Origin of the sequence: Marinobacterium sedimentorum (assembly GCF_024267675.1) — a bacterium.
In the GTDB taxonomy this organism is placed as follows: Bacteria; Pseudomonadota; Gammaproteobacteria; order Pseudomonadales; family Balneatricaceae; genus Marinobacterium_A; species Marinobacterium_A sedimentorum.
The window spans coordinates 47297-58833 of record NZ_JALDYX010000015.1 but is presented as its reverse complement, the minus strand read 5'-3'; the positions used below and the strand labels follow the sequence as shown (position 1 = coordinate 58833).

Sequence of the window (11537 nt, the reverse complement as noted above, 5' to 3'; positions counted from 1 at the left end):
GCCCAAAGTGTAGTCACAAGGCCGCACAAGCGGCAACGCCAGGGATGTTTTTAAGACAGTTTTAAGACAGGGGACACGCATGACACCCGCCAGAGCAACTGACTCAGGTTCCGCAACCACCGACAGCATCCGCGGATGCTCCCGGTGGTTGCAGATTGCCGGGAATTAATCAGCCAAACTTGGGGAACTGTTCGGCAATGCTCGAGCCGGTAAAGTTCGCCACCCAGCCGGCGGGATCATTGAACAGGCGAATGGCGGAAAAGCGCGGCTCAGGCCCCATGTCGAACCAGTGGGTGGTATTGGCCGGCACTGAAATCAGATCATCCTTGCAGCACAGTACCTGGTAGACCTTCGCATCCAGGTGCAGATAGAACATGCCCTCACCGGCGACGAAGAAGCGTACTTCGTCCTCGCTGTGGGTATGTTCGGCCAGGAATTTCTGCCGGAACTCGTCCTTTTGCGGATGATCCGGTGACATGTTCACCACATCCACGGTGACATAGCCGCCACTGCGTTTGAGGTCGTCGATCTGGCGGCCATAGGCGGCGATAATCTCGTCGCCACTCATCTGCGGGGTGACTTCGCACGCCGCCTGCCAGCGCTCGAAATTGACGCCTATGCCCGCCAGTATCTCGCTGATGCGCTCGCCCTGCTCGCTGTGCAGCAGCACCTGCTGCGGATTGTCGTCGGCATAGACTGTAATGGCACTCATGGTGTTTTCCTTACCGCTGTTTACAGAAAATTTACAGGGAAATGTCATCGAAACGGCTGACCCACTCATGGCCAGGCGCCGCCGGTGGCTCGGCGCGGGCCACCAGCCTTGTGTGCATGCCGGCTGTACGCGCGGCATCGAGCTCTTGTTCGATATCGGACAGAAACAGGATTTCATCGGCACTGCAGCCAATGCTGGCAACAATAGCGCTGTAGGACTGGGCTTCGCGTTTGGGGCCGGTGGTGGTATCGAAATAACCGCTGAACAGTGGTGTCAGATCACCGTAGTCGCTGTAGCCGAAAATCAGCTGCTGGGCCTTGATCGAGCCCGAGGAGAATACGTAGAGCTCGATTCCCTGAGCGTGCCACTGCTGCAGCAGGCGGTGGGCGTCCTCGTACAGATGGCCCCGAAAATCCCCCTGCTGATAGCCCTGTACCCAGATCAGCCCCTGCAACGCCTTGAGTGGCGTTACCTTGAGGTCCTGCTCAATCCAGTGACGAAAGGCGCCGATCAGGCGTTCCAGGTCTGCATCCGGGCTTTTGAGTTCGCTGCGTGCCTGCTCCAGAATAGCCTGTACCGCACTTTCATCGGCGTGGGCACGCAGGTAATCCGCCAGACGTTCATAGGCGTAGGGAAACAGCACGCGGTGCACGAAGGCGATATCCGTGGTAGTACCTTCAATGTCGGTCAATATCGCTTTGATGGTCATGGCGCGACTCCCAAACGTCTGAGCTCAAGCTGGCAGGCAAACAGAAATTCAAGCCCTTCCAGGTGACGCCGCGCTTCTGCCATATCGCGCCCCCAGGCATAGAGCCCGTGACCCCGCACCAGCAGTCCCCAGGACAGCGCGCCCTGCTGCCAGCACTGCGCGACTGTGCGGGCCAGTGCCTGCATGTCCTGAGTGTTGTCAAAGATGGCGATGCGGATGGCGGCATCGTGGGTCTGATTGCCGCTAAGGGATTTCTGCATTTCAAGCTGTTCGATACCCAGCCAGTCGCCAGGGGTTGTCAGCGACAGTACAGTCGCGCTGACCGAATGAGTGTGCAGCACGGCACCGATCTGCCTATCGAGCTGATACAGCTGCGTATGCAGCAGGGTTTCGGCAGAAGGCTTGAGGGTTGAATCCAGTGCGGCACCGGCCAGATCAACACGCAGCAAGTCGGCCTCGCACAGATGCCCCTTGTGTCGCCCCGAGGCGGTAATCAGCACCTCATCGGCACCATCGCGCAGTGAAAAGTTACCGCCGGTGGCCGGGCACCAGCCCTGGGCGTCGATCCAGCGACCGGCTTCAATGATACTCTGGGTGTGACTATTGCTCATTGCGGGCCTGTGATTAGGGATTAAACATGGCGGCATAGCAGGCACCAGCCCACAGGCTGCAGCGCTCCGCCTGACAGGTCCGCTAGTGTAAGGGATTTGAACGATGGAACGAAGCCTGAATAAGGCACCGCCGCAGCAGGGATATGAAGTTGCATGGGAATGGATCGCGGCAGTTCGGCGCAGAGCAACGCAGTGCGCTTTTTAGCAGCGGATCAAGCAAAGGGGCAGCCTCTCGGGCTGCCCCTTCAAGCCGGAACAATGCCGGCAAAAGGCCCATAAAAGGGCAATTGGTGTTTGGTACACCTACCTTGTGGGACTGCCTTAATAACGATCAAAATTCGCACAGGCGCCACAGGCATGGTACCAGTATAGCGCCACTCTGGACGCCGCCCGTGAAACCTTTTCAAGCAGGCGTTTTAATGACTCCGCTCCCCGTATACCAGGTATCAGCTATCACTCGGCCAGCCTGAAAGGCCCTGTTACAAGTCCGCAAGTTCGAAAGCATCGGCATCCTGCCAGGCCGGAAAGGCGTCGCGAAATGCCGTTAGCGCAGCTGCGCTCAGCGTTCTAGTGGCAACGAAAGACTCACCGGCGGGCTGATCCAGCACCGCCTGGCCCTTGAAATCCACCAGCATGGAATCGCCGCTGTACTCATAACCCTTGCCATCCTGGCCAACCCGGTTGACGCCCGCCACGTAACAGAGGTTTTCGATGGCACGCGCCTGCAGCAACACCCGCCAGGGATGGCGTCGGGCCGCCGGCCAGTTGGCCACACAGAGCAGCAGATCATAGTCATTGCGATTGCGCAGAAACACCGGAAAACGCAGGTCATAGCAGACCGAGGGCAGAATCCGCCAGCCGCGGTATTCGATCAGCGCCCGGCAGGCGCCGGCTTCATAATGCTGATGCTCGTTGGCCATGCGAAACAGATGCCGTTTGTCGTACTGATGCACCTGGCCTTCGGGGGTTACAAACAGCAGCCGATTCACAAAACCCCGGGCCGTTTGCGTGACCACACTGCCGCACAGGGCCGCGCCCAGCAACGCCGCCTGCTGGCGCATCCAGCTCAGCGTAGGGCCTTGCTCAGATTCTGCCAGCCCTTCGGGTGCCATGGTAAAGCCGGTGGTAAACATTTCCGGCAGCACCACCAGATCGGTGATCCCGGCCAAGGGCGCCAGCAGCGTCTCGAACAGCTGCCAGTTGGCGGCGGGGTCCTGCCAGTGCAAGGTACTTTGCACCAGACTGATACGAAGGTCTGCCACAGCATTCAGATTTTGCATAACCGCGTCGCCGCCTCCCGCAGAGTGTCCTCGCCTTTGGCAAAGCAGAAGCGTACCAGCTTGCGCTGCATCGGCTGCTGGCAGAAGACCGATACCGGTATGGTCGCCACACCCGCTTCGCGCGTCAGCCATTTGGCAAATTCGGTATCCGGCAGATCGCTGATGGCGCTGTAATCAGCCAGCTGGAAATAGGTGCCTGGGGCCGCGCGCAAACCGAAACGACTCGGTGCCATCAGCTCGCTGAACAGGTCGCGTTTTGCCTGGTAAAAGGCAGGCAGCTCAAGATAATGCTCTGGCGCTTCCACCAGAAAATCCGCCAGCCCAAGCTGCGCCGGCGTCATGGTACTGAACGTAAGATACTGGTGCACCTTGCGAAATTCCGCACTCAGGGGCGCAGGCGCAATGCAGTAGCCCACCTTCCAGCCGGTGGCATGGTAGGTCTTGCCGAACGAGGACACCACAAAGCTGCGCAATGCCAGTTCCCGGTGACACAGCAGGCTTTGATGGGCAGCACCGTCAAAGACAATGTGCTCGTAGACCTCATCGCCAATCAGCAGAATATCGGTATCGCGCACCAGCGCGGCCAGGCGCTCGAGATCATCGGCCCCAAGCACGCTGCCGGTGGGGTTGTGCGGCGTATTGATCACGATCATGCGGGTACGCGGGTTGATCGCATCGGCCAGGCGGTTCCAGTCGATACTGAAATCCTGCTCATCCAGTGCCAGATGCACCGCCTTGCCACCGTTGAGTTCGATGGCGGGCTCATAGCTGTCGTAGCAGGGATCGAACAGGATGACTTCATCGTCGCGTCGCACCACGGCGCTGATGGCAGCGAACAGGGCCTCGGTGGCACCGGAGGTCACGGTTACTTCGGTGTCCATGCAGGGTCTGTGACCGTAGAGGCGTTCACACTTGAGGGCGATGGCCTCGCGCAGCGCCGGTACCCCGGTCATGGGCGCATACTGATTGGCGCCGTTGTTGATATGGTGGGCGACCCGCCCACGCAGCGCGGCCGGGGCATCAAAATCGGGAAAGCCCTGGGACAGGTTGATGGCACCGGTGGCATTGGCCAGCTGGGACATCTCGGTGAATATAGTGGTTCCGACCTTGGGCAGTTTGGTCTTGGGATACCGCATTGTTCAGGCTCTTGTGGCAACGGAAATTGCAGCGAAGTGTACCTCAGCCGCCCCGACAGCGACCAGCGCGGCATTAGCGCCATGACAGGGCTATGGCCTGCACCGCCCCTCAGTAACCCGCCATCAGAAAATCAACAGATGCAGCACACCGCGCAAAAGCATGCCGGCCAGCGCACCCCAGACCGCTGCCCGGGCCACGCGTCCGACACGCTTGCCCGCCGCCGTCATGATCGCCACGCCGGCCAGATCCAGCGGGTTGGTGACAAAGCCCGCCATGCGGTTGAGATCGGCAGCACTGATCAGGCCCTGATTCATCAGATCCAGCACAACCCCCATAAAGGCCGTGCCGCCGGCGATGAACTTGGTGACGATGGGCAGAACCGCGGCTTCCGGCAGCCCCAGCAGGGCCAGCATCGGCGCCAGCACCGCGCTGATCAGGGTAATGGCGCCACTGGCCTGGAGTGTATACACAAAGCACAGCGCCAGAATCAGGATCGGCAGGGAGGCCAAGGCAATTTTCATTCCCTCCTGCCCGCCCTCGGCCAGAATTTCCATGGTGCCGCGCCGCTCACCCGGCACTATCACCGCCACTTCCACCACGGGCTCCGAGGCTGAGCCCCGCGCCAGCAGATAGTAGGTCACACTGGCGGCGAACAGGCCGCCAATCACCGAGGTCGCCAGGATCACGGGCAGGTTCAGCCCGACCGACAGCATCGGAAACACCACATTGGCCTGGGACATGGTCAGCACCATGGCCAGGGTCGCGGCAATATGGCGCAGCGACGTGCCATTGCGGTCCATCAGCGCCAGTGTCGCCACCGGAGCCGAGAAACTCACCAGCAGCAATTTGACCATGGCAAAAATGCCTAGTCCCGGCAGGCCGAAAATACGCAGCACCGGCGCCAGAGCATTGGCCACCCAGGCCAGCACACCGCGGGCTTCAAGCAGCTTCATCAGCGCCAGCATCACTACCATGATGGGCAGCAGAACATAGAGCGCAAGCTCGATACCGGTGCGGCCGGCCTGCATAATGACACTGACTATTGAATCCATGCTTAGTCCCTGATCATGCTGCCACTGGTGGTTAAATCGGTGCCTATTTGCGTTCTACTCGGTGTACGGCTCTATGCGATACGCCTCTATGCTATAGCCCGAGGCTGCGACCTCGTGGGCGAAGCTCTCCACCTTGAGGGTGCCGGTGATCCAGACCGCGTCGAACAGATTTTTCACATCAGTGCCGGGTTCGAAGCGCGTCAGGATGATCTGATTGGAGGGCGGTGGCGGGGTGTGAATACAGGCGCCGAAATAGGGTACCAGGAAAAATTCGGTGACCTTCTGCCCGACCCCGTCCAGCGGAACCACAAAGCCGGGGATGCGTACCATTTTGCCATCGAGTGCGGGCACCACCGGCGCAGACCGCAATGCCTGCATCATGTCATCGAGTTTCTGCTGCGCCCGGGGATCGAAATCCTCCAGATCACCAAAGTCCTGATTGCCGTACAGCTGTTCGAAGCTGAAATCCGGCGGCATCAGCGCATCCCACTCCAGCGCTTCAACCTCCTGGCCGTTGAGGGTTTCCAGCGCCCAGAGCGGCGGACTCAGGCTCAGCAACAGCGCCAAAAACGCCGTAACAACGATTTTCATAGAACGCCTTTCATATACGAATGGTCATGCCATCGGCCAGCGAATAGCGGTATGCGCGCCAGCCCGGGATCAGGCCCGTGAGTATACCGGCTGCCTGCACCAGTGCGAGGAAAATCCATTGCCGGGCGCTGGGCAGCGACAGCTCCAACTGCAGCCCGAGCCACTGGGCAAACAACGGCTGGCTCAGTGCAATACCCAGATACAGCAGCGCCATGCCCAGCACCGACCCCAGCAGCGTCAGCAAGGCCGCCTCAAAGGTCAGCAGCGACAGCAGCTGCCAGGGACGCGCCCCCAAGGATCGCAGAATGGCGATCTCGCGCCGGCGCTCGTTCAGGCTCCCCAGCAGAACCGTCAGCAGGCCGGTCAGGCCGCTGAACACCACGGCCACGGAAATCACCAGCAGCGCCTGCTCAGCCACACCCATCAGGCTCCAGAGCTCGGCCAGCGCCACCCCGGGCAGGATCGCCTGCAGCGGCTCCTTGCGGTAGTTGTTGATCGAGCGCTGCAGCGCGAAGGTCGACATTCTGGACTTGAGCCCCACCATAAAGGCCGTGAGCTCGGTGGGTGTCAGATCCTGCTCACGGGCCTCCTCGGCGGACACCGTCTGCCCCGGCAGTTTGACGCCCGCCTGCCAGTCCAGATGAATCGCCTGAATCGCCTGCGGACTGACCATCAGGGTACGGTCGATGGGTGTAGCGGTGGGCGCCAGAATACCCACAACGCGAAACGGCTTGTCGTCATGCTTCGAAAAACTGGTATCGCCCATGCCATGGGCGATCACGACCTCCTGGCCAAGCTGGTAGCCCAGTTCCCGCGCCACCTGGGCCCCGAGCACGACCTCGAACAGATCGTCGAACGGCTGACCCGCGCTGAAGGCAAGGGCCCGGTCACGGGCGTAGCGATAGTGGCGAAAGAAATCACCACTGGTTCCAAGCACGCGAAAACCGCGATGCGAGTCGCCCAGCAGCAGCGGGATGGTCCAGTCCACCTGCGGATGCGCCGCAATGGTTCGGTAACTGTCCCAACCGACATTGTTGCTGGCATTACCGATATGAAACACCGAATAAAGCAGCAGCTGCGTCTGCCCGGTGCGCGCCCCCACAATCAGGTCGGTTCCGGACAGGGTATTGGCAAAGCTGGTGCGCGCCTCGGTACGGACCTGCTCGACGCCGATCAGCAGCATCACGCTGATGGCGATCGTCAGCACCGTCAGGGCCGCACTGCCAGCACGATTTTTAAGACTTTTCAGCGCCAGGGACAGCATGGCCATCAGACAGCCTCCAGCGGACGCAACGCATCCAGCACCAGGGTGCGATCAAAACGCGACGCCAACGCGGCGTCATGACTGACAAACAGCAGCGTCGTCCCCAGCCCTGCACACTCCTGCAACAGCAGACCGAGAAAGGCATCCCGGCTGTGCGCATCCAGGGCCGAGGTCGGCTCATCGGCGAGAATGATTTCAGGCGCCCCCATCAGCGCCCGTGCCGCCGCCACCCGCTGTTGCTGCCCGATAGACAACTGCGATACCCGGCGACCCCAGAGCTCAGGCTCAGCCAGTTGCAGGCGCTGCAGCAGCCGCATCGCTTCATCCTCAATCGAAGGTGCCCGCGCCAGTACCCGCTGCCGGCGGACACTGGAAAAATGACAGGGCAGCAGCACGTTTTCCAGCACCGACAGATAGGGCAGCAGATTGAACAACTGAAAGATGACACCCAGATGATCGGCGCGAAAGCGGTCACGGGCCGCCGCGCCCAGTTCCTGCATCGACTGTCCCAGCAGCCGAATCTGCCCCCGGGTGGGCAGTACAATGCCCCCCATCAGGCTCAGCAGCGTGCTCTTGCCGCTGCCGGAGCGCCCCTGCACGAACAGTCGCTCGCCCCGCTGTACGGTGAATTCGGCAATATCGAGCACATCCCTGCCCTGGTGCCAGGCAAAGCCAAGCCGGTCAATCTCAATCGCGGGTGATTGCACTAGCGCAGCCCTATGTCGGTATGCTGTGAATCCAGCCTGAGTGCCCGCTGGCCATCCGCCGTAATCATGCGCACATCAAGGATTTCAAGTCCGGGAAAGCGGGCAAAAAATCTGAGGCCGATGCTCGCCAGTTTTTCCGGCGCGGTGCAGTGAAATGCATAGTTCGCCTCAAAATCAGTGTGCGCACGCTCAGCCTCACCCTGCCCGTCGGGGTCATGTGCTTCATCTGCCTCGGCGTGATCATGTTCCTCCGCGTGACCATGCTCCGCGGTTTCGGACAGCTCCCCCGTATCCTGCAGCCCCTGCGTCACCATCGTGTGCGTTAGCGTGCAACCTGCGACAGCATCAAGATCGATCAGCTGCTCTGCCCGGTGCAGCCACTCAAGTGCAGCCTCCACCGACTGGCGCTCAGATGCGCTGCCGGCGCGGTGCTCAAAGCCCACCAGATTCATGGCCGGGGAGCGCAGCTGCAACATCAGCGCGTCTCCATCCTGCACCAGATCCAGCTGCGCAGCCCCATGGACATGACCGTCGTACTGCTGTTCAAAACCCGCCCCATGACTGGCCCCCGTGCCGGCAGCCACGCCCAAAACAGCCACTATCATGGCAACCCGCAGCTTTGCCCCAATCCTGTTTTTCCTGCTCATCTGCATCCCGATTCAGATCCGTCACAGGCCGCCGCAGCAGCCCGGTGTTAAACGTCGATAAATGTTACGATATAACAAAACAATAATCCAGCCGGCATGCGCCTGTACCCCAGGCGCCACCGGTGGCAGTATTAGGCCTGTCAGATTCCAGCCAACCGCGCCTTGCAGGAAGCTTCCGCCACTATGTCGAACGCCTTTATCCGCCGTACCCGTGCGCGCAGCGAACAGCTGACCCGCCAGGCCGGCATCCAGCTGGACCGCCTGCGTGATCGACGCCTGTGCATTGGCGTTACCGGGCTGAGTCGCAGCGGCAAGTCCACCTTTATCACCAGCCTCACCAACCAGCTGCTGCAGCACAAAAACGCCAACCTGCCGGGGTTTTCACCGGTGCTGAGCGGCCAACTGATTGATGTGCGCCTGCATCCACTGGAAACAGAGGGTCTGGCCACCTTCCCCTACCAGAGCGCCTGGGGTCGACTCTGCAGCCAGCCACCGGCCTGGCCCGAGCCCACCCGCGATACCAGCGGCTGCCTGCTGGAACTGCGCCTGAAACAAAAGTCCGGACGCCTGAACCCCTTCGCCCGGGATCACTTTTCCCTCTGGCTCGAAATACGCGACTATCCCGGTGAATGGCTGCTCGACCTGCCCCTGCGCGAACTCAGCTTTTACGACTGGAGCCAGGAGTGCGCCCAGCTGTATGCACAGGAGCCCCGTGCCTCACTGGCCCCTCAGCTACTCGCCGAGCTGGCACAACTGGATCCGCTCACCGAGGCGAACCCGGCACAGCTGGAAAAGTTGCAACGGGATTTTTGCGCCTTTCTCGGTGCCTGCAAACAGCAGGGGCTGAGCCAGCTGCAACCGGGGCGTTTCCTGCTGCCAGGGCGCGATGATGACCCGCAGTTACTGGCATTTGTGCCTTTGCTGAACCTGACCGGCCTGGCTGAAGAGCAGCTAAAAGGCGCCGCCGCGACGAGCTGGTACGCAACGCTGCAACAAGGTTATAAGCGCTATGTCAGCGAGCTGGTCGAGCCCTTCTACAAGCATTTTTTCAGCCGTATCGACCGCCAGCTGGTGCTGGTCGACGTGGTTCAGGCGCTCAATGGCGGGCCGGCCCATATTGATGATATGCGGGCCGCTCTAACCCGCATCACCGACAGCTTTCACTATGGCCACCAGAGTCGCCTGCTGCAGCTGTTCCGCCCCCGCATCGACCGCGTGCTCTATGCTGCGACCAAGATAGACCAGGTCATCTCGGATGATCACGAGGCGGTACGCAGTTTCCTGGCAAGCCTGGTCAGCGACGCTTACCGCCACGCCGAATACGACGGCATAGCGCCGTCCTGCGAGGCCACCTCGGCGGTGCGCTGCTCCCGCGAAGTAGATGCTGGCGGCGATCGCGCCATTTCGGGGCTGGACGCGCAGGGCCAGCCCATCGGCTATGTTCACCCGCGCTTTCCGAGCCGCCTGCCAGACCTCGAGCACTGGCAACAGCTGATGGACTGGCAGATCCCTGCGCTGCAGCCCCCGGTCGGCTTGTCTGCGCGCAACGGCGACGCCATTCCCCATATTCGCCTGGATACGGTGCTTAATCTGTTATTGGGAGACAAATGCCAGTGAACCGCGATTCCGATAGCCCAGAGGACCGTTCGGCCCGTCACTTTCAGCCCGAGAACCCCTCACCAGAACCCGAAGCGACACCACGCCGCGCACGGCGGTTTGTGCCCGAGGCTGATGCGCAACTCAACGCCGTCCCCAGCGCCATCACCGCGACCGAAACCCGCAACGGCGCGCCTGATTTTGCGCAGTTGCAGCTCGAACGCATACCGGTACGCGGCCTGCGCGCCCTGGGGCTCGGCCTGCTGGCGCTGGTGCTGGTCATCGCCGGCGCCGAACTGATACAGCTGTTCAGTGCCGCACGCGAGGCCCATTGGCTTATCGCCACCGCACTGGGCGCGCTCATGGGTAGCGTGGCATTGCTGGCGCTGCGTTCACTGGTCTCATTCATGGGCGCACGCCGGAGCCTGAATCGGCTCAACGGCCTGCGCCATCTGGCCGATCGGCTGTCAGGGCGGCGCAGTAACGGCCGCAGCAAGGTGCTGCTGCAATCCATGCAGGGTTTCTACAGCAACAAGCCCCAGGCCGCCCTGCTCGACAAGGCCCTGAAAACACTGCCGGATTACAGCGATGACGTCGAAGCCCTGCGGCACCTGGACCAGCACTTTGTGCAGCAACTCGACCAGACAGCCATGCAGCTTGTCTCGCGCTACAGCGCCCAGACCGGTGCCGCCGTCGCAATCAGCCCCTGGGCCGCGCTCGACATGCTGCTGGCGCTGTGGCGCAGCATCAGCATGATCGACGCCATCGCCCAGGTATACGGCGTGGCGCCATCCCTGCCAACCCGGCTGAAGCTTTTGCGCCAGGTGCTGCAGCAGCTCAGCTTTGTCGGTGCCAGTGAAATCACCATCGATCAGCTGTCGGGGGACCTGGGCGGTGCCGCCCTGACCGGCGTGGTCAGCGCCCGGGCAGGCCAGGGACTTGGTGCTGGCATCCTCTCGGCGAGACTGGGTCTGGCTGCCATGCGGGCGCTGCGTCCGCTGCCCTTTGCCCCGGACCAGCAGCCGGGCCTGCGCACCCTGCTGCGCCCGTTGATCGAACGCCTGAAGCAACGCTTTACTGGCACCAGGCGCGCCCAGGATACCGGGAGCAACAACTAGCAACCTGTCGGACTTAACACTGATCTACTGCGGAAAAGTCGATTTTGGTCATTTTATGTACTCCTTTTTGTTAAATAGAACCACTATTTGCCTCAAAAGAGCCCAAAAACTAA

At 61.2% G+C, this 11537-nt stretch carries 12 protein-coding genes; 2 read left to right on the top strand and 10 right to left on the bottom strand.

The genetic code is table 11. From position 1 onward, the window contains the following. Window positions 1-169: 169 nt before the first annotated feature. From MRS74_RS13760 to MRS74_RS13715, 10 genes are all read right to left on the bottom strand, one after another. On the bottom strand, window positions 170-712 hold the full coding sequence (locus MRS74_RS13760) for a 1,2-dihydroxy-3-keto-5-methylthiopentene dioxygenase (protein WP_254580854.1): 543 nt from the start codon (window positions 710-712) through the stop codon (window positions 170-172). Between the two features lie 31 nt (window positions 713-743). Next, on the bottom strand, window positions 744-1421 hold the full coding sequence (mtnC, locus tag MRS74_RS13755) for an acireductone synthase (RefSeq protein ID WP_254580853.1): 678 nt from the start codon (window positions 1419-1421) through the stop codon (window positions 744-746). Next, window positions 1418-2032 carry a methylthioribulose 1-phosphate dehydratase gene (locus tag MRS74_RS13750; RefSeq protein ID WP_254580852.1) on the bottom strand — a complete coding sequence of 205 codons (615 nt, stop codon included), beginning with the start codon at window positions 2030-2032 and terminating at the stop codon, window positions 1418-1420. The genes mtnC and MRS74_RS13750 overlap by 4 nt, the downstream gene beginning before the upstream one ends. Window positions 2033-2511: 479 nt before the next feature. Beyond that, a complete protein-coding gene (locus tag MRS74_RS13745; protein WP_256557940.1) occupies window positions 2512-3312 on the bottom strand; it encodes an amidohydrolase in 801 nt (266 codons plus the stop codon). Then, window positions 3300-4448, bottom strand: coding sequence for a pyridoxal phosphate-dependent aminotransferase (locus MRS74_RS13740; RefSeq protein ID WP_254580851.1), 1149 nt, complete (start codon window positions 4446-4448; stop codon window positions 3300-3302). Before MRS74_RS13740 ends, MRS74_RS13745 begins: the two co-directional genes overlap by 13 nt. A gap of 123 nt (window positions 4449-4571) precedes the next feature. Beyond that, window positions 4572-5501: a nucleoside recognition domain-containing protein gene (locus MRS74_RS13735; protein ID WP_254580850.1), complete on the bottom strand. Its 930-nt coding sequence runs from the start codon at window positions 5499-5501 to the stop codon at window positions 4572-4574. 54 nt (window positions 5502-5555) lie between these two features. Continuing rightward, the gene (locus MRS74_RS13730) at window positions 5556-6092 is read right to left on the bottom strand and encodes a DUF3299 domain-containing protein (RefSeq protein ID WP_254580849.1); all 537 of its coding nucleotides are present in this window, start codon (window positions 6090-6092) and stop codon (window positions 5556-5558) included. A gap of 10 nt (window positions 6093-6102) precedes the next feature. Continuing rightward, a complete protein-coding gene (locus MRS74_RS13725) occupies window positions 6103-7362 on the bottom strand; it encodes an ABC transporter permease (RefSeq protein ID WP_254580848.1) in 1260 nt (419 codons plus the stop codon). Beyond that, the gene (locus tag MRS74_RS13720; protein WP_254580847.1) at window positions 7362-8063 is read right to left on the bottom strand and encodes an ABC transporter ATP-binding protein; all 702 of its coding nucleotides are present in this window, start codon (window positions 8061-8063) and stop codon (window positions 7362-7364) included. Before MRS74_RS13720 ends, MRS74_RS13725 begins: the two co-directional genes overlap by 1 nt. After that, window positions 8063-8710 carry a DUF2796 domain-containing protein gene (locus tag MRS74_RS13715; protein ID WP_254580846.1) on the bottom strand — a complete coding sequence of 216 codons (648 nt, stop codon included), beginning with the start codon at window positions 8708-8710 and terminating at the stop codon, window positions 8063-8065. The genes MRS74_RS13720 and MRS74_RS13715 overlap by 1 nt, the downstream gene beginning before the upstream one ends. Window positions 8711-8893: 183 nt before the next feature. Between MRS74_RS13715 and MRS74_RS13710 the strand changes: the two genes are divergently transcribed. Together MRS74_RS13710 and MRS74_RS13705 are read left to right on the top strand one after the other, a co-directional pair. Next, a complete protein-coding gene (locus MRS74_RS13710; protein WP_254580845.1) occupies window positions 8894-10327 on the top strand; it encodes a YcjX family protein in 1434 nt (477 codons plus the stop codon). Further along, window positions 10318-11424 (top strand): YcjF family protein, encoded by a 1107-nt coding sequence (locus tag MRS74_RS13705; RefSeq protein WP_254580844.1) that lies wholly within the window; start codon window positions 10318-10320, stop codon window positions 11422-11424. Before MRS74_RS13710 ends, MRS74_RS13705 begins: the two co-directional genes overlap by 10 nt. Window positions 11425-11537 lie beyond the last annotated feature (113 nt).

What these genes read in the sequence shown, in the direction of transcription:
- MRS74_RS13740 (WP_254580851.1), bottom strand. Translation starts at nt 4,448, where the DNA reads ATGCGGTATCCCAAGACCAAACTGCCCAAGGTCGGAACCACTATATTC.
- MRS74_RS13725 (WP_254580848.1), bottom strand. Translation starts at nt 7,362, where the DNA reads ATGGCCATGCTGTCCCTGGCGCTGAAAAGTCTTAAAAATCGTGCTGGC.
- MRS74_RS13760 (WP_254580854.1), bottom strand. Translation starts at nt 712, where the DNA reads ATGAGTGCCATTACAGTCTATGCCGACGACAATCCGCAGCAGGTGCTG.
- MRS74_RS13710 (WP_254580845.1), top strand. Translation starts at nt 8,894, where the DNA reads ATGTCGAACGCCTTTATCCGCCGTACCCGTGCGCGCAGCGAACAGCTG.
- MRS74_RS13735 (WP_254580850.1), bottom strand. Translation starts at nt 5,501, where the DNA reads ATGGATTCAATAGTCAGTGTCATTATGCAGGCCGGCCGCACCGGTATC.
- mtnC (WP_254580853.1), bottom strand. Translation starts at nt 1,421, where the DNA reads ATGACCATCAAAGCGATATTGACCGACATTGAAGGTACTACCACGGAT.
- MRS74_RS13715 (WP_254580846.1), bottom strand. Translation starts at nt 8,710, where the DNA reads ATGAGCAGGAAAAACAGGATTGGGGCAAAGCTGCGGGTTGCCATGATA.
- MRS74_RS13705 (WP_254580844.1), top strand. Translation starts at nt 10,318, where the DNA reads ATGCCAGTGAACCGCGATTCCGATAGCCCAGAGGACCGTTCGGCCCGT.
- MRS74_RS13745 (WP_256557940.1), bottom strand. Translation starts at nt 3,312, where the DNA reads ATGCAAAATCTGAATGCTGTGGCAGACCTTCGTATCAGTCTGGTGCAA.
- MRS74_RS13750 (WP_254580852.1), bottom strand. Translation starts at nt 2,032, where the DNA reads ATGAGCAATAGTCACACCCAGAGTATCATTGAAGCCGGTCGCTGGATC.
- MRS74_RS13730 (WP_254580849.1), bottom strand. Translation starts at nt 6,092, where the DNA reads ATGAAAATCGTTGTTACGGCGTTTTTGGCGCTGTTGCTGAGCCTGAGT.